Here is a 19,160-nt window from a genome sequence, read left to right as displayed (position 1 = left end):
GTAATCGAGTATCCTCCACCACGCACACGAGGACCCGATCTCTTTTGGTGGCGAAAAAACGCGCACCTCCGCAACCGGTCCAAAATTCGGCTGTTTGGAAGACAGTCGATCTATGTTCGCCTTCGCGCGGATGTCCCGGAGGTCGATCTTGGTGCGAAAACCGCTGTGGGGGCTGACGCAGCGGCAGGCGGATAGATATGGAGAATGCCCGCCGCTGTCCCCCGAGGACCCTGATGCCGTGCAAGGCGAATGAACCGCGTCGTTACAAGATCCCGAAAGCCCGCTACAAGGTTGAGAACCTGTTCGCAGGCGGGACGTGTCGCCCTATGCTGACCGGGATGCTACTTTGAGCTGAAAGAGAGCTGACATGCGTGAGGTTGACGGGCTATGCCAGGAGCCGTCGGCCACAGTCGCCGAGCCAGCAGGATATGGGTACCGCCGTCAGAACCGCCAAGACTTCGACATCATCCAGGGACGCCTTCGCCGACGTCGATGCCTTCGTGGATGAGGTTCTGTCGGGACTCGTGGCCATGGAGTCGGACGGTACATTTCCTGCGAGGATAGCATTCATTATTAGGAGAATTTTTATACTCCAGCTAAGACGTTTCTCATTCATTTAAAATTATTTCTTAGGTGAATATTTAGACAATACAGGAAAACTAATATTTATCTTTTTATGCAAATATTAGCACCAGATGATGACATTTGACATGCCAAGTAGGTGAGTGATCCGCCATCTCCCTTCGATGGGCTAGGAAAAGTCTGGTGACCGGTATGCTCCGTCTAGTGAATTCTATCCAAGCCATATTTGAGCAACACTCGCTTGGAGGAATCAAGACATACCGTTCAAAGCTGTCGCTGCTGTTGGCGACGATGCTGGGCGCGCAATCACCCGTTGGACAAAGCTTTCGCCGATCGCGACACTGGGCGACGATGACACCCTCATACACCTCATGACCGGCCAATTATCCGACCGGTCAGACGACGAAGAGTGCCGCCGAACTGATCCGGCTGCCCCACCACGTCCAGGGACACGATCGCGGCGCGCTCAATCGGGTTTTTCTGTTCGGCAGTGACCCGCGTCTCGAGACGCTCGCCACGAACCCGACCGCGAGAGCCATGGGTCACAGGTTCGGCCATCTTGGTCTCCTTTGTGTTTGAATGTACGGCCAATGGCCGGAAACATCATGGGACACGGAGTGGTGCTACAGCCGGAATGCATAGTTGGCCATCCTGTTGACCGTGCCTTCATCTGGCTGGCCTTCCGGCACTGTTGGACTGGAAGAACGATCGTCCGAACCGCCGACCGACCGCCCTGGAACATCACCGCCGCATCCCCACCCCGACCGCAGGGATCAGCCAGCGATCGTTGCGGCAATCAGACGACACTTACCCGTGATCAGTGGCGGTTTTTCGTGAGCGGAGGAACACCGCCGCGATGGCTAAAAATCACTCCCACTCGATCGTGCCGGGCGGCTTTGACGTGATGTCGTAGGTCACCCGGTTGATGCCGCGCACCTCGTTGATGATCCGGGTCGCGACACGGCCCAGGAACTCGTGGTCGAAGGGGTAGTAATCGGCCGTCATGCCGTCCACCGAGGTCACGGCGCGGAGCGCGCAGGCGTAGTCGTAGGTGCGCTCGTCGCCCATCACGCCGACGGTGCGGACGGGCAGCAGAACGGCGAAGGCCTGCCAGATTGCGTCGTAGAGGCCGGCGTTGCGGATTTCCTCCAGGTAGATCGTGTCGGCCTTGCGGAGGATCGCCAGCTTCTCCGGGGTGATGTCGCCGGGGATGCGGATCGCGAGGCCGGGACCGGGGAACGGATGGCGGCCGATGAAGCTCTCCGGCAGGCCCAACTCACGGCCCAGGCGGCGGACCTCGTCCTTGAACAGCTCACGCAGCGGCTCGACCAGCTTCAGCTTCATTCGGGCGGGCAGGCCGCCGACGTTGTGGTGCGACTTGATGGTCATGCCGGCGCCCGACACCGACACGCTCTCGATCACGTCGGGGTACAGCGTGCCCTGCGCCAGGAACTCGGCGCCGCCGATCTTGTGGGCCTCCTCGTCGAACACGTCGATGAACAGCCCGCCGATGATCTTCCGCTTTTGCTCGGGGTCGGTCACACCCGCCAGCTTGCCCAGGAACAGGTCCGACGCGTCGCGGTGGATCAGCGGGATGTTGTAGTGGTCGCGGAACAGGGTGACGACCTGGTCGGCCTCGCCGGACCGCATCAGTCCGGTGTCCACGAAGATGCAGGTCAGCTGGTCGCCGATCGCCTCGTGCAGCAGCACCGCCGCCACCGAACTGTCCACGCCGCCCGACAAGCCGCAGATCACCTTGCCCTGGCCGACCTTGGCGCGGATGCGGGCGATCTCCTCGTCACGGAAGGCGGCCATGGTCCACTCGCCGCGGCATCCGGCGACATGGTGGGTGAAGTTCTTGAGAAGCTGCGCGCCGTGCGGCGTGTGGACCACCTCGGGGTGGAACTGCACGCCGTAGAAATGCCGGGTGTCGTCGGCGATCACGGCGAAGGGGGCACCCTCGCTCTGGCCGACGACGCGGAAGCCCTCGGGCAGCTTGGTCACGCGGTCGCCATGGCTCATCCAGACCTGCTCGCGGGCGCCCAGCTCCCACAAGCCCTCGAACAGGGCGCAGGGCTCCTTGATGTCGACGAAGGCGCGGCCGTATTCGCGGTGGTCGGACCCGGTCACCTCGCCGCCCAACTGGGCGCACATGACATGCTGGCCGTAGCAGATGCCGAGGACCGGCACGCCCTGCTCGAACACCTCCTGGGGTGCTCGCGGCGAGTTCTCCTGCGAGATGAAGGCCGGGCTGCCGGACAGGATGATGGCCTTGGCGCCGAAATCCTTGACCTTTCCGCCCGTCATGGCGAAGGGGTGGATCTCGCAATAGACGCCGCTCTCGCGCAGCCGGCGCGCGATCAGCTGAGTCACCTGGGAGCCGAAATCCAGGATGAGAACGCGATCGGCGGTCAGGTCGGTCGAGAGGGGCGCGGTCATTTCTACTCGCTTCAAGCTTAGCTGGATGTCAGGTCGTGTGTTAGCGCACCGGAGGGTCCGCCGACAAGCGCGCCAGTGGGGCGAGGTCGCGCCAGCCATAGGCGACTTCGGTCAGTTCGGCTCCCGCGAAGTCGGCGATCTTCTCCGCCAGCCTGCGGCCGCCCAGTCTTTCATAGAACCAGCGCGAGGGATTGACGGCCAAGACCCAGACGACGGCCGAGTTCATGCCATAGTTCATCAATTCGGTCGCCATGGCGGCCATCAGGTGCCGGCCGATTCCCCGGTTCTGCGCGTGATCGTACAGGTAGAGCGCGTAGAACTCACCACCATAGCCTTCCAAACCGGTCCGCTGCGCGCCGCAGGACGCGAACCCCACGACTCCGATGGGCGGCTCGACCGCCACGAAGCTGCCGTGGATGCGCGCGCGGTCGGCCAGGATGGCGCTCCAGCGCCGCGTGTAGGCGGATTCCGACATGCCCAGCAGATAGCTGTCAGGCACCATGTCCGGATACGTCGTGCGCCAGCTGTCGACATGGGTCGCGGCGATGCCCGCGGCGTCCTCGACGCGGGCGCGGCGGATCAGCGCCATGCCTCCTCGCTCCGGCGCGCGATCGGCGCCACATCGTCCCAGCCATAGGCCACTTCCATCACCCGCGTGCCATCGAACATGAGCGGACGCTCGCTGACCAGCAATCCACCCATCTTCTCATAGAAACGCCTTGCGGGCCAATTGTCCCGCAAGGCCCAGACGGTGGAGGCGTTCATGCCGCGCTGGATCAAGGCCGACGCCATGGCCGCCATCATCCTGGCGCCCAGCCCCCGCCCCTGCCCGACCTTCAACACATAGAGCGCGTGGAACTCACCGGAATATTCGGTCAGGCCGACCTGCTCGGGGCCGGTGACGCCGAATCCGACGACCCGGTCCTCGCCATCCACCGGCATCTCCGCCACGAACACGTCGATCCGGTTGCGCTTGTTGTCCAGCACCTGCGCCCAGTATCGCGTGCGGCTGAAGACATCCATGGTCGCCAGCGTGCGCGCCGGGACGATCCCGGGATAGGTCTCGCGCCAGCCCATTACATGGACATAGGCGATGGCCGCCGCGTCATCCAGCCGCGCGCGCCGGATGCGCCCCGTCATTCCATGGCACTCCCGCGCTCCAGCACGGCGGCGAAGAAGCCGTCGGTGCCATGACGGGCGGGCGAAAGCCGCATGTAGTTCCCGGTGCCCGGACTGGCGGTCCCGACCGCCGTCGGCCACAGCTCGTCCACCGGCTTGACCGTGAAGTCGGGATGCGCCGCCAGGAAGGCGTCGATCTGGTGCTCGTTCTCCTGCGGCAGCAGCGAGCAGGTGGCGAAGATCAACCGTCCACCCGGCTTGACCAACCGCGATGCCGAATCGAGGATGCTGTGCTGAAGCTTCAGCAACTCCTCCAGCCCCGGCCCTAGCAGCCGCCAGCGGCTGTCGGGGTTACGCCGCCACGTTCCCGTACCCGTGCAGGGCGCGTCCACCAGCACCCGGTCGAACTTGCCCTTGTGGCGCTTGACCCAGGGATCGCGCTCGCTGCTCAGGGGCCGCGTCTCGACATTGTGCAGACCCGCGCGACGCAGCCGTTCCGCCGCCCGCTTCAGCCGCTTCTCCAGCACGTCGCACGCGACCAGCCGGCCCTTGTTGTTCATGCCCGCCGCGATGGCCAGCGCCTTGCCGCCGGCGCCGGAGCAGAAATCGACCACCTGATGGCCCGGCTGGGCGTCGGTCAGCAGCCCGATCAGCTGGGAGCCCTCGTCCTGGATCTCGATCAGGCCGTTCTTGAACGCGTCGGTCGAGGCCAGCGGCGGCCGGCCATGGACCCGGATACCGAACGGCGACCAGCGCGTCACCTCACCCTCGATCCCGCCAGCGGCCAAGGCGGCGATGGCGGCGTCGCGGTCGCCCTTGACGGTGTTGGTCCTAAGGTCGAGCGGAGCCGGGTCCAGCAACGCGGCCAGTTCGGTCACGAAGCGGTCGCCGTAGAACTCGCGCAGCAGACCGGACGCCCATTCGGGACACTCGACAGCGACATCGTCGGGCATGTCGGGGTGGTCGAGCGTGTGGCCCTCCAGCTTGTTCGCCAAGCGGATCTCGTTCTGGCTGAACTGCTCGGGCGCGAACCTGCCGCCGCTGAACAGCTTGTCCAGATGGTCGGCGGGCCGTCCCTGGGCTAGGATCTGGTCGGCGATCAGCAAGGTCCGCGCCGTGATCGGGAAGCCACCGGCGTGCTGGAACCACCAACGCAGCCGGGCATGCCGGCGCAGCACGCCGTAGACCGTTTCGGCCACGGCGGCGCGGTCCTTGGCGCCGATGAACCGGCGGGCACGGAAGAACGCGCTGATCACGGCGTCCGCCGGACGCGGGGTCACCTCGACCTCGTCGAGGAGTTCGATGGCGGCTTGCAGGCGGGCGCCGGGGGTCATTTGGTCTCTATTGGTCGGATATGGGGGTCACGCGGTCGCGAAGGTGTGACATGGGCGATGAGACGCCGCCACGCAACAGCTTTCATCGGTCCAGTCCCCCCTCGGCGTGACGAAATGGTTTCAAAGGCGTCAAGCGGTCCCCGCGGCAATGGGAAGCTTCTATCCGGTATTGCCGATTTGGCGCGCCCCCTCCATAGTCCGCCCCGTGAACCATGACGCGGTGCGGCATGGTTCTCATTGAAACCGAATTCATTCTTTCAAAGCAATGGTGCTTCGGCCATGTCGGCGGTCGAGATCGTCGCGGACGTCCTGTTCGCCGCCCTCGCGGGCTTCATCGGCTTTCTGGCGGCCCGGGTCGGCGGCGAGGTCGTCGCCAGGATCATCGTGACCGGCACCGCCGCGACCTCGCTCCGAACCAAGCTGAGGCGGTGCGCGCCGATGCTCTCGGGCTTGGATCACCGCCGCACGCGACTGCGGGTCGCAATGGCGCAAGCGGAAGCGCACCGCCGCAAGATGGAGCGCGACGTCGAGCAGCGCCAGTCGAAGATCGCCGAACTGAACCGCCGCGACGAGGAGCTGATCCGGATCATCGGCCATCGTCGTCCCGGCTGGCGGCTGTTCCGCGCGGTCATGATCAACCGCCATGTCCAGACCGCCCATCGCGAGGCCCGGGTCCACCCGCAGCTGGACGCCAGCTGGGCGCGGGCGCAGCACGTCGACGTTTGGGCACCGGGAATACCGGAGGCCAAATCGTTCCTTGACAGCCGCTTCCCGCTCAGCCTGGGCTTCGTCGTGGTCGAGATCATCGAACCCCAGGACAACGCCTCCCTATCCGATGGCGATGGGGCGGCCGCGTGAACAGCACCATCATCTATTGCTTCTTCGGTGGCTATCTCGGCGTTCTGATCGGGCTACGGCATGCGCTGCAGAAGGTCAACTCCGCCCGCCACGAAGTCAGGAATCTCGGCCGCGACCGGGCCCGGCAGACCGCCGCGATCCGCGAACTCGCCAAGGAATGCCGTGGCGCCAAGCGCAAGCTCAACAACACGATGACGGCGGCGAACCGACTGGCGGCGGAAGCCGAACAGCTCCAGGTCAAGCTCAAGGGCATCCGCAAGGTCGACAACCGACTGGTCGTGCTGGACGAACGCCGCCTGCCCGAGGATCAACGCTGGGTCCTGACCATCTCCGGCAAGGGCGGCACCCTGCCCGAGGCGACCGGCGACGAGGGCCACGAGAACTGGACCGGCAACCTGCGCTTCCTGGTCTGGGCCACCACGATGGATCGCGCCGTCAAGAAAGCCGCGACCCGGTTCCCACCAAGCCGCGGCTTCAAGATCGAGGTGACGGGCGCGCCGGACGGCGGCGACCCGTCGAAGTCGGACTAAGGCGTCTTACAGATCGCGGCGGTAGTTCGGCGCCTCGTTGGTGATCATGATGTCGTGGACATGGCTCTCGCGCAGGCCCGCGTTGGTGATCTTGACGAAGTTGCAGCGGGTCTGCATCTCGGAGATGGTGGCGTTGCCGGTATAGCCCATGGCCGCCCTCAGGCCGCCAACCAGCTGGTGGACGACACCGCTGACCGGACCCTTGTAGGGGACCCGGCCCTCGACGCCTTCCGGCACCAGCTTCATGGTGTCGCGCACCTCCTGCTGGAAGTAGCGGTCGGCCGAGCCACGCGCCATGGCGCCGACCGAGCCCATGCCGCGATAGCTCTTGTAGCTGCGGCCCTGGTAAAGGATGACTTCGCCCGGGCTCTCGTCGGTCCCGGCGAACATGCTGCCCAGCATCGCGCAATCGGCGCCGGCCGCTATCGCCTTGGCGAGGTCGCCGGAATACTTGATGCCGCCGTCGCTGACGACTGGGATGCCCTGGCGGTGGCATTCCTCGACCACGTCCATCACGGCGGTCAGCTGCGGCACGCCGACGCCGGCGACCATGCGGGTGGTGCAGATCGAGCCCGGCCCGATGCCGACCTTGACCGCGTCCACACCGACATCGATCAGCGCCTTGGCGGCGTCCGCCGTGGCGACGTTGCCGGCGACCACCTGGGTGTAGTTGGACAGGCGGCGGACCTTCTCGATCTGCTCCATCACGCGGCGGGAATGGCCGTGCGCGGTGTCCACCACCAGCACGTCGACCTCGGCGTCGAACAGCGCCTCGGCCCGCGCCAGACCATCGTCGCCGGTGCCGGTCGCGGCGGCGGCGCGTAGGCGCCCCTTCTCGTCCTTGCAGGCGTTGGGGTGGAGCTGGGCCTTCTCGATGTCCTTGACGGTCACCAGACCGATGCAGCGGTAGGCGTCGTCGACAACCAGCAGCTTCTCGATCCGGTATTGGTGGAGCAGGCGCTTGGCCTCGGCGCTATCGACGCCCTCGCGGACCGTCACCAGCCTCTCGTGGGTCATCAGCTCCGACACGCGCTGCTGCGGGTTGGAAGCGAAGCGGACGTCGCGGTTGGTCAGGATGCCGACCAGCTTGCCGGATGGCTGCTCGACCACCGGGATGCCGGAGATGCGGTAATTCGCCATCAGGCTGAGCGCGTCGGCCAGCGAGGCGGTTGGCTCGATCGTGATGGGGTTGACCACCATGCCCGACTCGAACCGCTTGACCCGGCGGACCTCGTCGGCCTGACGCTCGATGTCCATGTTGCGGTGAAGCACGCCGATGCCGCCGGCCTGCGCCATGGCGATGGCGAGCGCGCTCTCCGTCACCGTGTCCATCGCGGCCGACATCAGCGGGATGCCGAGCTCGATCGTCTTGGTCAGGCGGGTGCGGGTGTCGGTCTGAGCCGGCAGGACCGAAGATTCGGCCGGCACCAGCAGGACGTCGTCGAAGGTGAGGGCTTCGCGAAACTGCACGATCTGGGCCATAAACCGTCTCCTGGCGTAAAATGTGCGGCACTATACACAGGAAACGCCGCCTGTGAAGTCTACGTTGCCCTGCGGTATACGCAGGGCTCGCCAGTGCGGATCAAGAGATGGCGGCCTCAGACCGACGGCCGGAAAGGTTGGCCGAGGCAGGCTGGGGCCTGGAAGCGGCCGCGCCAGGGACCGGCCGAGATGATCGTCAGGACGGCGATGGTCGCGAGATAGGGCAGCATGGTGAACACCTGCGACGGCAGCCCCATGCCGAGCCCGCCGCTGCCTTGGGCGTGGAGCTGCAGGATCGTGACGCCGCCGAAGATGTAGGCTCCCAGCAGCACGCGGCCCGGCCGCCACGACCCGAACACCACCAGCGCCAAGGCGATCCAGCCGCGGCCGGACGTCATGTTCTCCGCCCACATCGGCGTCACCGACAGCGACAGGAAGGCACCGCCCAACCCCGCCAGCGCGCCACCGAACAGGGTCGCCAGATAGCGCACCCTGATCACGGGATGGCCGATGGAATGGGCCGACTCCGCGGACTCGCCGACCGCCCGCAGCACCATGCCGGCATGGGTCGACTTGAGGAACCAGCCGACCGCCACGGTCAGAGCGATCGACAGGTAGACCATGGCGTCATATTGGAACAGGAGCGGCCCGATCACCGGCAGGTCGCTGACGCCTGGGATGAACAGCTTGGGCAGGGCCGCGATCGGCATGCCGACGAAACCGGCGCCGATCAGGGCGCTGAGGCCGATGCCGAAGATGGTCAGGGCCAGCCCCGTAGCCACCTGGTTCGCCATCAGGGTCAGCACCAGCACCGCGAAGATCAGCGCCAGGGCGGCTCCCGCCAGTGCCGCCGACGCGATGCCGAGCACCGCGCTGCCGGTCGTCATGGTGACGCCGAAGCCGACCACGGCGCCGATCAGCATCATGCCCTCGACACCCAGGTTCAGCACGCCGGAGCGCTCGACCACCAGTTCACCGACGGCGGCGAACAGCATCGGCGTCGCCGCGATGACCACGGACACCGTGATCAGGACCAGGAAATCCATCATGCCGCGGCGACCTCCGGGCGGGGTTTGGCGTCACGCGCCTTGGTGGATTGGAAGCGGACGCGGTAGCGGACAAGGAAGTCCGACGCCAGCAGGTAGAACAGCAGCATCCCTTGGAAGACGCCCGTCGCGGCCTGCGGCAGCTGGGCGTAGACCTGCGCGTTCTCGCCTCCGATATAGGAGATCGCCATCACCAGCCCGGCCAGGATGATGCCCAGCGGGTTGAGCCGACCGAGGAAGGCCACGATGATCGCGGTGAAGCCGTAGCCTGGCGTCAATTGCGGCGTCAGCTGCCCGATCGGCCCCGCCACCTCGATCATGCCGGCGAGGCCGGCGAGAGCGCCCGCCAGCAGCAGGCTAAACCAGACGGTGCCCTTCTGGCTGAACCCGGCGAACCGCGCCGCCATCGGCGCCTGGCCGACCACCTTGACCTGAAAGCCGGTGACGGTGTGCGTCAGGAGCACCCAGGCGGCGACGGCGGCGAACAGCGAGACGAAGGCCCCGGCATGCAGCCGCGTACCCTCCAATATGACTGGCAGGATCGCCGCCTCGGTGAACAGCCGGCTTTGCGGGAAGTTGAAGCCCTCCGGATCGCGCCAGGGGCCGTGCACCAGGATGCTCAGGACCAGCGTCGCGACATAGGTCAGCATCAGGCTGGTCAGGATCTCGCTGACCTCGAACCGGGTCTTCAGGAAAGCCGGGATAGCCGCCCACATCATGCCGCCAAGGGCGCCCGCGACGAACATCAGCGGCAGGATCCAGAAGCCCTCCTCGCCCCAGAAGGCCAAGGCGATGCCGGCGCCGAAGATGGCGCCCATCGTGAGCTGGCCCTCCGCGCCGATGTTCCAGACATTGGCTCGGAAGCCGATGGCCAATCCGGTGGCGATCAGGATCAGCGGGCCCGCCTTGACCGCCAGTTCGGCCAAGCCGAACTGGGTCTCGAGGGGCGACACCAGGAAGATGTACAGGGTGGCTCCGGGGTTGAGCCCCAGGATCATGAACAGGAAATAGCCGGACAGGATCGTCAGCGCCACCGCCAGCAGCGGTGTGCCATAGACCAGCCAAGCCGGGATCTCCCGGCGTGGTTCGAACTTAAGCGACATGCTGCCCGCTCCCCTGCCCCAATTCGCCATGGACCGCCGGAACCTCCGGCGTCATGCCATGCAGACCGCCCATCAGCAGGCCGATCTCCTCCAGCGAGGCGTCGGCGGTGGCGATCGCCTTCGACAGCGTGCCGACGTTCAGCACCGCCAGCCGGTCGCACAGCGTCAGCAACTCGTCCAAATCCTGCGAGACGACGACGATCGCGGCGCCGTTCTGCGCCAGGTTGAACAGCGCCTGATGGATCGCGGCGGCGGCTCCGGCGTCGACGCCCCAGGTTGGCTGGGCGATCACCAGCACCTCGGGCGTTTGCAGGATCTCGCGCCCGACGATGTATTTTTGCAGGTTGCCACCCGACAGGCTGCGCGCCGCCGATTCAGGGCCGCGCGCCTTGACGCCGAACTCCTGGATGATCCGCTCGGCGAAAGCGCGTGTGGCGTCCCGGCTGATCCAGCCCTTGGCCGCTAGTTTCATCCGGTTGCGGGCGCTGATCAGCGCGTTGGATGCCAGGCTCATATCGGGCACCGCCGCGTGGCCGTTGCGCTCCTCGGGGACGCAGCACAGCCCCAGCGCCCGGCGCGGTTCGACACCCAAATTGCCGACCGGCTTACCATCCAGCCGGATACTGGAGGCCGTGGCCACCGTCAGCTCACCCGACAGGGCGCGCATCAACTCGTTCTGGCCATTGCCGGCCACACCCGCGATGCCGAAGATCTCACCGGCGCCGACCTCGAACCCGACGCGCTTCAGGCTGGTGCCGAACGGCTCGTCGCTCGCGAGGTCCAGCGCCTCGACCGAGAAGCGGGTCGCGGCCTTGGGCCGCGCGCCGCGCCGCGACAGGGTCTTCAACTCCGCCCCGATCATCAGCTGCGCCATGCCGCGGGTGGACTCGACCTTGGGGTCGCACTCCCCCACCACCTTGCCGCCGCGCAGGATCGTGGCGTGGTCGCACAGGTCCTTGATCTCCTGGAGCTTGTGGCTGATGTAGAGGATCGAGCAGCCCTCGGCCGACAGCATCCTCAAGGTGCCGAACAGACGCTCGACCTCCTGCGGGGTCAGCACGGAGGTCGGCTCGTCCATGATCAACAGCTTGGGGTCCTGGAGCAGGCAGCGGACGATCTCGACCCGCTGGCGCTCGCCGACCGACAAGGTGTGGATCTCGCGCCGGGGGTCGAGTGGCAGCCCATAGGCCTTGGAGACCTCGACGATCCGACCGCTCAGGCTCCGCATGTCGGGCTTGCCCTCCAGGCCCAGCGCGATGTTCTCCAGCACGGTCATGCCGTCGAAGAGCGAGAAGTGCTGGAACACCATGCCGATGCCCAACCGGCGGGCCTCGTGCGGGTTGGCCAGGCTGACCGCCTGCCCGTTCCAAAGCACCTCGCCCTCGTCGGCGTGCAGCACGCCGTAGATGATCTTGACCAGCGTGCTCTTGCCGGCGCCGTTCTCCCCCAGCAGCGCGTGGATCTCGCCCGGCCCCACCGAGAAGCCGACAGCGTCGTTGGCGACGACGCCGGGGAAGCGCTTGGTTATTCCGCGAAGCTCAAGCCGGGGCGGAGCCCCGCCGGCGTCGTTCCTCATGATACGTCTCCCAGTTCCCTTAAACCTCGGCGTCGGCGGGTTCTCGTGCCTCTTTGGACGCTTTGGTCAATGTTATCAAGAGTTCGGCGGCCACCAGCGCCGCGATCACCGGCGGCCGCTTGTCGCGCAAGGCGGCCGATCCGATCGGGCAGGTCAGCCGCGGCAGGACACGGGCGTCGCCGCCATGGGCGGTGAAGGTCCGCTCGAAACGCCGCCGCTTGGTGGCGGATCCGATCAGCCCGGCATAGGCGAAGTCGCCCCGCCGCAGGATCGCCTCGGTGATCTCGAAATCCAGCGCGTGGAGGTGGGTCAGCACCAGATGGCAAGCGCCAGCGGGAGCCTCCGCCACGACGTCCAGCGGAGCGTCGGTCACGATCCGCCGCACGTTCGGTCCGGGCATGACAGCCGGAAACTCCTCCGCCCGCCCGTCGATCCACCAAACATCGAACGGCAGCGGCGCCAGCGCCGAGGCGATCGCCTTGCCGACATGCCCCGCGCCGAACACCTGCACGCGCGGCAAAGCCTCCAACACCGCGCGCTCCTCCGCTTCGATCCGCTCCAGCACGGAGTCGTCGGCCCGTTCCAGCCGCAGACGGACGTGGCCGCCGCAGCACTGGCCCAGCGCCGGCCCCAGCGGCACGTCGACCATGACCTCCGTCTCGCCCGCCGCGGCCGCCATCATCGCCAGGGCGCGGGCGCGCTCGATCGCGTCCCACTCCAGCCGCCCGCCGCCGATGGTCCCGACCGTCCTGTCCACCCCAACGAGCATGCGGGCCCCCTGCTCGCGCGGGGTGGAGCCCCGCGCGTCGGCGACCGTCACCAGCGCCGCCGGTTCGCCGCGCCGGAGCATCGCGCGAAGGGCTGGCGCCAGATCGCTGGTCATGCCGGCTTCAGCGCCCGCAGCGCCTCGATGGCGGCCAGCACCTTCTCCGGCGTCGCCGGCGGGTCGATCCGCGGGCAGACCGTGTGGCCGGCGACACTGGCGACCGCGTCGGAGATCGCGTGCAACACCGACATGCCGAGCATCAGCGGCGGCTCGCCCACCGCCTTGGAGCGGTAGATCGTGTCCTTGCGGTTCCGGCCGTTCTCCAGCAGGTCGACGTTGAAGATCCGGGGTCGGTCGCCGCAAGCCGGGATCTTGTAGGTGCTGGGCGCGTGGGTCCGCAGATGCCCCCGGAGGTCCCACCACAGCTCCTCCATGGTCAGCCAGCCCATACCTTGGATGAAGCCGCCCTCGACCTGACCCCGGTCCAGCGCTGGGTTCAGCGAGTGCCCGACATCGTGCAGGATATCGACCCGGTCGACGCGGTATTCGCCCGTCAGCGTGTCGACCGTGACTTCCGCCGCGGCGGCACCATAGGAGAAGTAGTAGAATGGCTTGCCGCGCCCGGCGGCCCGATCCCAATGGATCTCCGGCGTCTTGTAGAAGCCGGTGGACGACAGCTGGACCCGCGCCATATAGGCCGTCCGGACCAGATCGCCAAACGGGATCTCCTGATTGCCGATCCGCACCCGGTTGGGCAGGAAGACGATCTGCTCGCGCGGCACGCCCCAGTTCTCCACCGCGAAGGCGATAAGCCGCTCCTTGATCGTCGCCGCCGCGTTCTGCGCCGCCTTGCCGTTCAGATCGGCGCCGGACGACGCGGCGGTGGCGGAGGTGTTGGGCACCTTGCCGGTGGTGGTCGCGGTGACCCGGACTTTCTCGATGTCGATCTGGAACTCCTCGGCCACGACTTGGGCGACCTTGACGTAGAGGCCCTGCCCCATCTCGGTCCCGCCGTGGTTCAGGTGGACCGTGCCGTCGGTGTAGACGTGGACCAGCGCTCCCGCCTGGTTGTACTGGGTCGCGGTGAACGAGATGCCGAACTTGACCGGTGTCAGCGCGATTCCCTTCCGCAGCCAGCCACCTTTCGCGTTATGCTCGCGGATCGCGGCCCGGCGCACCTGATAGTCGCAGCGCGCCTCCAGGTCGGCGACCAGTTCCGGCGCTATGTTGTCCTCGACGGTCTGGTGATAGGGCGTCAGGTCGCGCCCCTCGCCGCCGTAGAAGTTCAGCTTGCGGATCTCCAGCGGGTCCTTGCCGACGGCGTAGGCGACCTCCTCGATCACCCGCTCCGCCGCGACCATGCCCTGGGGGCCGCCGAACCCGCGGAAGGCCGTGTTCGACACCGTGTTGGTCTTCAGCGGCAGCGACGACGCCGTCACCGCCTCGTAGAAATAGGTGTTGTCGCAGTGGAACAGCGCGCGGTCGGTCACTGGCCCGGATAAATCGGCTGCGAAGCCGCAGCGCGCCGCGAACAGGAACTCGACGCCCTTGATCACCCCGTCATCGTCGAAGCCGACGCGGTAGTCGACCTCGAAGTCGTGGCGCTTGCCGGTGATCACCATGTCGTCGTCGCGGTCGGGCCGCAGCTTGGCGGCGCGTCCGGTCTTCTTGGCGACAAGCGCCGCCGTCGCCGCGAACAGGTTGGCCTGGGTCTCCTTGCCGCCGAAGGCGCCGCCCATCCGCCTGACCTCGACCGAAACGGCGTTGGCCGGGACGTGGAGCACATGGGCGACGATGTGCTGGACCTCGCTGGGATGCTGGGTCGAGGAATGGACCAGAACCTCGTCGTCCTCGCCGGGGATCGCCATGGCGATCTGGCCCTCGAGGTAGAAGTGGTCCTGGCCGCCGATCGCGATGCGGCCCTCCAACCTGCGCGGAGCCTCCGCGATGGCCGCCTCGGCGTCACCCCGCCGCAGGGTCATCGGCGGGAACACCACGATGGCCGCGTCGCGCGCCTTGTCCAGGGTCAGGACGGGTTCACGGTCCTCATAGACCGCGACCGCCTGCCGGGCCGCCCGGCGCGCCTGCTCCCGCGTCTCGGCGGCCACCGCGAACAGCGGCTGGCCGGCGTATTCGATCAGGTCGTCGGCGAACAGCGGCTCGTCGTGGCGGCCCATGCAGCTGACGTCGTTGACGCCCGGCACGTCGGCCGCCGTGATCACGCGAACCACACCGGGGGCCGTCTCGACCTTCGACAGGTCGAGAGACACCAGCTTGGCGTGCGGCCGGTCGCTGAGCCCCAGGTAGACATGCAGCAACCCGGCCGGCTCTCGGATGTCGTCGATATAGACCGCCTCGCCGGTGACGTGCTTGTGGGCGCTGTCGTGCCGGCGGTCGGAATGCACGGCACCGGATATGCGTTCGGCGATGATCCCCTCGGAACCACTCTCGGGCACATCAGGCATGGACCAGCCTCCGGTCGCCGACCAGACGCGTGTCGGCGTCGGGATCGGTGGTTTCGACATAAAGCTTCATCAGCAGGTTCGCCGCCACGGTGATGCGGTAGGCGGCGGACGCCCGCCAGTCGGTCAGCGGGGTGAAGTCCTGGCTCAAGGCGACCATGGCGCGCCGCACCGTCGCCTCGTCCCAAGACTCACCGATCAGCGCCTTCTCCGCGTGGGTGGCCCGTTTCGGCGTCGCCGCCATGCCGCCGAACGCGATCCGGGCCTCCGCGACCACGCCGCCGTCGATCCGCACCGAGAAGCAGGCGCACACGGCCGAGATGTCCTGGTCGAAACGTTTGGTGATCTTGTAGGCACGGAACCGGGTGCCCGGCGCGGGTTTGGGCAGGATGACGCTCTCGACGAACTCGCCGGCGCGCCGGTCCTGCTTGCCGTAATCGATGAAGAAGTCCTCGATCGGCATCGACCGCCGCCCCTCCGAGGAGCGCAGCACCAGCGTGGCGCCGGCGGCGATCAGCGCCGGCGGCGTGTCGCCGATTGGCGAGCCATTGGCGATGTTGCCACCGATGGTACCGACATTCCTGACCTGGACGGCGCCGATCCGCCGGATCAATTCGCCGAAGTCCGGATACAGCGCGCCCACAGGCCCGATGATATCCGTGTAGGTGGCGCCCGCCGAAATCTTCAGGGCGTCGCCGGTGTCGCGCACGTCGCGGAAACCCTGGATGCGGCCGGTATACACCACCACGTCCAGCACCCGCTGGAACTTGGTGACCCATAATCCGACATCGGTCGCCCCCGACACGATCCGCGCGTTAGGGTATTCGGCCAGCAGCTCCGCGAAGGCCTCGACCGTCGCTGGGGCGAGGAACCACCGGCCAGCGGCGCCGACCCGAAGCGTCTCGCCATCCCGAAGGGCGGCCAACCGCTCGGCCACGCCGGCGAACCGATCGGCCGCCGGCCCTTGAAGCTCGTACATCCGCCCCGCCGCCGCGACGATCGGCGTATAGCCGGTGCAGCGGCACAGGTTGCCGGCCAGGGCGTCGTCCACCTGGGACCCCGACGGAGCCTCGTCGCTTCCCTGATAAAGCGCGAACATCGACATCACGAAGCCGGGGGTACAGAAGCCGCATTGCGAGCCATGGCAGTCCACCATGGCCTGCTGGACCGGGTGCAGCGCGCCGTCCGGCTCCCGCAGGTGCTCGACCGTCAGGACTTGGCAGCCGTCCAGGGTCGCCACGAACCGGATGCAGGCGTTGACCGCCTCGTAGCGCACCACATCACCGTCCAGCCGCCCGACCACCACCGTGCAGGCGCCGCAGTCGCCCTCGGCGCAGCCTTCCTTGGTGCCGGTCTTGCGCTCGTCGAGCCGGAGCCAGTCCAGCACCGTCAAGGTCGGATCGACCTCGGCGAGCTCGCGCGTCTCGTTCCCCAGGAGGAACCTCACCCTATCCCGCATCAAGCACCTCCCATGGCTTCAACTGCCGCGATATGTCGAGTAGGCGAACGGACTGACCAGCAGCGGGACATGGTAATGCAAACTGGAGTCCGCGACGCCGAAGCGCAGCGGGACGCAGTCCAGGAAGGGCGGCACGGGCAGGTCGACCGCCAGTTTTCGGAAATAGGTGTCGACTTGGAACACCAGCTCGTAGATGCCGGGCCGCAAATCGTCGCCCGCCAACAGCGGCGTGTCGCACCGTCCATCCGTGTTGGTCTTGGTCGCCGCGACCTGTTCTCGCTGGTCCCCGTCGATTCGGAACAGCGTCACCGCCATTCCCGACGCCGGCCTGCCGTGCATGGTGTCCAGGACGTGGGTCGTCAGCCGTCCGCCACTCTGGGAGGCTTCCATGTCCGCTACCATTTGTCTCTCCTTGCTCGCCTGATTTCAACTTGTTATCGGTTCGCGGAGTTTCTTGGATGAATGTTTCACCAAGCCGCTCCCGCCGTCGACCTTCCTTGGCCGTGAACAGTTTCAAAACTTTCCGGAAGATCGATCGCCCCCGATGGCGTTACGGTCACATCGCGATGCCTTGGAAGCGATGCTCGCCGATTGATGTTATTGGGGGAAGGGTACCGATGTCTTCGGATAATTCGAAAAATCCGCCCACGGATCAAGCCACTGATCAAGACGCGGTCACTTTCGTCGCGCGCCATGGCGGTATCTTCGAACACTCGCCCTGGGTCGCCGAGACCGCCCTCGCCGCCGACCCCACCCTGCCCCACGCCGACATCGAGACGATCCACGCCCGCATGTGCGCGGCGGTGCGAGCCGCCGGTCATGACCGCCAACTGGCCCTTCTCCGGGCCCACCCGGATTTGGCGGGCAAGCTCGCGGTCGCCGGCGGCCTGACCGCCGACAGCGCCTCCGAGCAGGCCGGCGCCGGCCTGGACCGCTGCACGCCCGAGGAGTTCGATCGTCTCCAGACCCTCAACGAGGCGTATCAGGAAAAGTTCGGTTTCCCCTTCATCATCGCGGTCCGGGGTCTTGGCCGTGCCGACATCCTCGACGCCTTCGAGCGGCGCATCCACAACACGCCGGACCAGGAGTTCGAAACGGCGCTGGCCCAGGTCGAGCGCATCGCCCTGCTCCGCCTACGTCAACTGGCGCCCGCCACGACGTTTGGCGAAGCCCTGATGGACAGGCTCGCCCGGTTCGCCACGATAACCTCCGAACCCGGCGTCATGACCCGTCTGTTCCTGACGCCGGAGCACCGCGCCGCCGCCGACCAGTTGATGGCCTGGATGACCGAGGCCGGAATGACCACGCGGCTCGACGCTGCCGCCAACGTGATTGGGCGCTACGAGGGCGCCACTTCGGGCCTCCCAGCCCTGCTGATCGGCTCCCACATCGACACCGTCCGCAACGCCGGGATCTATGACGGCAATTTCGGCGTCCTTGCCGGTGTCGCCGCCGTGGCCGAACTACACCGCGGCGGCGAGCGCCTTCCCTTCGCCATCGAGGTGATCGGCTTCGGCGACGAGGAGGGTGTCCGTTTCCCCGTCACCCTGACCGGCAGCCGCGCGCTCGCCGGCCATTTCGATCCCAAGGCCCTGACGGCGACCGATGCCGCCGGCATCGGCTACGCCGAAGCCTTGAGGGCGTTCGGCGGCGACCCCGACGCGATCCCCGGCGCGGCGCGTGACCCCGCGACGGTGCTGGCCTATGTCGAGGCCCATATCGAGCAGGGGCCCGTGCTGGAGGCGGAGAACCTGGGCGTCGGCGTCGTCACCGGCATCAACGGCGCGTCACGCTTCACGGTGACGGTCACCGGCATGGCTGGCCACGCCGGAACGGTGCCGATGAACCTCCGCCACGACGCCCTGGCCGGAACGGCGGAGATGATCCTGGCGGTCGAGCGCCACGCCCTGGAAATCGCCGATCTGGTCGCGACTGTCGGCAAGATCGAGGCGATGCCCGGCGCCATCAACGTGATCCCCGGCGGCACCCGGTTTACCATCGACATCCGCTCGCCGGACGACGCCATGCGGATGACGGCGCTGGACGCCATGGCTACAGGGTTCCAGACCATCGCGGAACGCCGCGGCCTGACCGTTGCCATCGAGAAGGGCCATGAGGCGCCGGCCACCGCCTGCCACCCGGCCCTGATCGCCCAAATCTCCGCCTCGGTCGAACGCTTTGGCGTGACGCCCCGTCTCCTCCCCAGCGGCGCCGGTCACGACGCGATGGCCGTGGCCTCACTTTGCCCGGTTGGGATGCTGTTCACCCGCTGCCGCGGCGGCGTCAGCCACAACCCCGCCGAATCCATCACCGTCGAGGACGCCGACCTGACCGTCCGCGTCCTGCTCGACTTCATCCGCCGGTTCGACGCCTCCTCCCTCCGGTAGACCGGGCAACTCCCACA

General features: G+C 67.0%; 16 protein-coding genes. 3 read left to right on the top strand and 13 right to left on the bottom strand.

The features are described 5' to 3' along the window. Positions 1-951: 951 nt before the first annotated feature. From N825_RS39635 to N825_RS03090, 5 genes are all read right to left on the bottom strand, one after another. Positions 952-1,140 (bottom strand): hypothetical protein, encoded by a 189-nt coding sequence (locus N825_RS39635; protein ID WP_084164261.1) that lies wholly within the window; start codon positions 1,138-1,140, stop codon positions 952-954. A 309-nt stretch (positions 1,141-1,449) separates the two neighbouring features. Continuing rightward, complete coding sequence (gene guaA, locus N825_RS03105) at positions 1,450-3,021, bottom strand: glutamine-hydrolyzing GMP synthase (RefSeq protein WP_037446891.1); 1,572 nt, start codon at positions 3,019-3,021, stop codon at positions 1,450-1,452. 40 nt (positions 3,022-3,061) lie between these two features. Beyond that, the gene (locus N825_RS03100; RefSeq protein WP_051511475.1) at positions 3,062-3,610 is read right to left on the bottom strand and encodes a GNAT family N-acetyltransferase; all 549 of its coding nucleotides are present in this window, start codon (positions 3,608-3,610) and stop codon (positions 3,062-3,064) included. Beyond that, positions 3,601-4,161 (bottom strand): GNAT family N-acetyltransferase, encoded by a 561-nt coding sequence (locus N825_RS03095; RefSeq protein WP_037446888.1) that lies wholly within the window; start codon positions 4,159-4,161, stop codon positions 3,601-3,603. The genes N825_RS03100 and N825_RS03095 overlap by 10 nt, the downstream gene beginning before the upstream one ends. After that, positions 4,158-5,474, bottom strand: coding sequence for an RsmB/NOP family class I SAM-dependent RNA methyltransferase (locus tag N825_RS03090; protein WP_037446885.1), 1,317 nt, complete (start codon positions 5,472-5,474; stop codon positions 4,158-4,160). Before N825_RS03090 ends, N825_RS03095 begins: the two co-directional genes overlap by 4 nt. A gap of 279 nt (positions 5,475-5,753) precedes the next feature. Between N825_RS03090 and N825_RS03085 the strand changes: the two genes are divergently transcribed. Both N825_RS03085 and N825_RS03080 read left to right on the top strand, forming a co-directional pair. Next, positions 5,754-6,332, top strand: coding sequence for a hypothetical protein (locus tag N825_RS03085; RefSeq protein WP_037446882.1), 579 nt, complete (start codon positions 5,754-5,756; stop codon positions 6,330-6,332). Beyond that, the gene (locus tag N825_RS03080) at positions 6,329-6,862 is read left to right on the top strand and encodes a hypothetical protein (RefSeq protein ID WP_037446879.1); all 534 of its coding nucleotides are present in this window, start codon (positions 6,329-6,331) and stop codon (positions 6,860-6,862) included. Before N825_RS03085 ends, N825_RS03080 begins: the two co-directional genes overlap by 4 nt. A gap of 6 nt (positions 6,863-6,868) precedes the next feature. On the opposite strand, the gene guaB is transcribed toward N825_RS03080, so the two are convergent. The 8 genes from guaB to uraH all read right to left on the bottom strand — a co-directional run bounded on the left by guaB (position 6,869) and on the right by uraH (position 17,158). Beyond that, on the bottom strand, positions 6,869-8,344 hold the full coding sequence (gene guaB / locus N825_RS03075; protein ID WP_037446877.1) for an IMP dehydrogenase: 1,476 nt from the start codon (positions 8,342-8,344) through the stop codon (positions 6,869-6,871). Positions 8,345-8,460: 116 nt separating this feature from the next. Then, the gene (locus N825_RS03070; protein WP_051511474.1) at positions 8,461-9,390 is read right to left on the bottom strand and encodes an ABC transporter permease; all 930 of its coding nucleotides are present in this window, start codon (positions 9,388-9,390) and stop codon (positions 8,461-8,463) included. Further along, positions 9,390-10,493: an ABC transporter permease gene (locus N825_RS03065; protein WP_037446871.1), complete on the bottom strand. Its 1,104-nt coding sequence runs from the start codon at positions 10,491-10,493 to the stop codon at positions 9,390-9,392. The genes N825_RS03070 and N825_RS03065 overlap by 1 nt, the downstream gene beginning before the upstream one ends. Next, positions 10,483-12,069, bottom strand: a complete 1,587-nt coding sequence (locus N825_RS03060; RefSeq protein WP_037446868.1) for an ABC transporter ATP-binding protein — start codon at positions 12,067-12,069, stop codon at positions 10,483-10,485. Before N825_RS03060 ends, N825_RS03065 begins: the two co-directional genes overlap by 11 nt. Positions 12,070-12,088: 19 nt before the next feature. Further along, positions 12,089-12,952 carry a xanthine dehydrogenase accessory protein XdhC gene (xdhC, locus tag N825_RS03055; protein WP_037446866.1) on the bottom strand — a complete coding sequence of 288 codons (864 nt, stop codon included), beginning with the start codon at positions 12,950-12,952 and terminating at the stop codon, positions 12,089-12,091. Further along, complete coding sequence (xdhB, locus tag N825_RS03050; protein ID WP_037447662.1) at positions 12,949-15,300, bottom strand: xanthine dehydrogenase molybdopterin binding subunit; 2,352 nt, start codon at positions 15,298-15,300, stop codon at positions 12,949-12,951. Before xdhB ends, xdhC begins: the two co-directional genes overlap by 4 nt. Beyond that, positions 15,293-16,756: a xanthine dehydrogenase small subunit gene (xdhA, locus tag N825_RS03045; protein WP_037446863.1), complete on the bottom strand. Its 1,464-nt coding sequence runs from the start codon at positions 16,754-16,756 to the stop codon at positions 15,293-15,295. The genes xdhB and xdhA overlap by 8 nt, the downstream gene beginning before the upstream one ends. Before the next feature lie 18 nt (positions 16,757-16,774). Beyond that, positions 16,775-17,158 (bottom strand): hydroxyisourate hydrolase, encoded by a 384-nt coding sequence (gene uraH / locus N825_RS03040; RefSeq protein ID WP_245612994.1) that lies wholly within the window; start codon positions 17,156-17,158, stop codon positions 16,775-16,777. A 215-nt stretch (positions 17,159-17,373) separates the two neighbouring features. Here uraH and N825_RS03035 point away from each other — a divergent pair, with 215 nt between their 5' ends. Further along, complete coding sequence (locus tag N825_RS03035) at positions 17,374-19,143, top strand: allantoate amidohydrolase (RefSeq protein WP_037446856.1); 1,770 nt, start codon at positions 17,374-17,376, stop codon at positions 19,141-19,143. Positions 19,144-19,160: the final 17 nt, after the last annotated feature.

The sequence above is a fragment of the Skermanella stibiiresistens SB22 genome (genome assembly GCF_000576635.1).
GTDB classification, from domain to species: domain Bacteria; phylum Pseudomonadota; class Alphaproteobacteria; order Azospirillales; family Azospirillaceae; genus Skermanella; species Skermanella stibiiresistens.
This window is presented reverse-complemented; position numbering and strand designations above follow the sequence as displayed.

Coding starts and splice junctions, on each gene's coding strand:
- N825_RS03070 (WP_051511474.1), bottom strand. CDS start 9,390: ATGGATTTCCTGGTCCTGATCACGGTGTCCGTGGTCATCGCGGCGACG.
- uraH (WP_245612994.1), bottom strand. CDS start 17,158: ATGGTAGCGGACATGGAAGCCTCCCAGAGTGGCGGACGGCTGACGACC.
- N825_RS03095 (WP_037446888.1), bottom strand. CDS start 4,161: ATGACGGGGCGCATCCGGCGCGCGCGGCTGGATGACGCGGCGGCCATC.
- guaA (WP_037446891.1), bottom strand. CDS start 3,021: ATGACCGCGCCCCTCTCGACCGACCTGACCGCCGATCGCGTTCTCATC.
- N825_RS03100 (WP_051511475.1), bottom strand. CDS start 3,610: ATGGCGCTGATCCGCCGCGCCCGCGTCGAGGACGCCGCGGGCATCGCC.
- N825_RS39635 (WP_084164261.1), bottom strand. CDS start 1,140: ATGGCCGAACCTGTGACCCATGGCTCTCGCGGTCGGGTTCGTGGCGAG.
- N825_RS03060 (WP_037446868.1), bottom strand. CDS start 12,069: ATGAGGAACGACGCCGGCGGGGCTCCGCCCCGGCTTGAGCTTCGCGGA.
- N825_RS03085 (WP_037446882.1), top strand. CDS start 5,754: ATGTCGGCGGTCGAGATCGTCGCGGACGTCCTGTTCGCCGCCCTCGCG.
- xdhB (WP_037447662.1), bottom strand. CDS start 15,300: ATGCCTGATGTGCCCGAGAGTGGTTCCGAGGGGATCATCGCCGAACGC.
- N825_RS03065 (WP_037446871.1), bottom strand. CDS start 10,493: ATGTCGCTTAAGTTCGAACCACGCCGGGAGATCCCGGCTTGGCTGGTC.
- xdhA (WP_037446863.1), bottom strand. CDS start 16,756: ATGCGGGATAGGGTGAGGTTCCTCCTGGGGAACGAGACGCGCGAGCTC.
- N825_RS03090 (WP_037446885.1), bottom strand. CDS start 5,474: ATGACCCCCGGCGCCCGCCTGCAAGCCGCCATCGAACTCCTCGACGAG.
- guaB (WP_037446877.1), bottom strand. CDS start 8,344: ATGGCCCAGATCGTGCAGTTTCGCGAAGCCCTCACCTTCGACGACGTC.
- xdhC (WP_037446866.1), bottom strand. CDS start 12,952: ATGACCAGCGATCTGGCGCCAGCCCTTCGCGCGATGCTCCGGCGCGGC.
- N825_RS03035 (WP_037446856.1), top strand. CDS start 17,374: ATGTCTTCGGATAATTCGAAAAATCCGCCCACGGATCAAGCCACTGAT.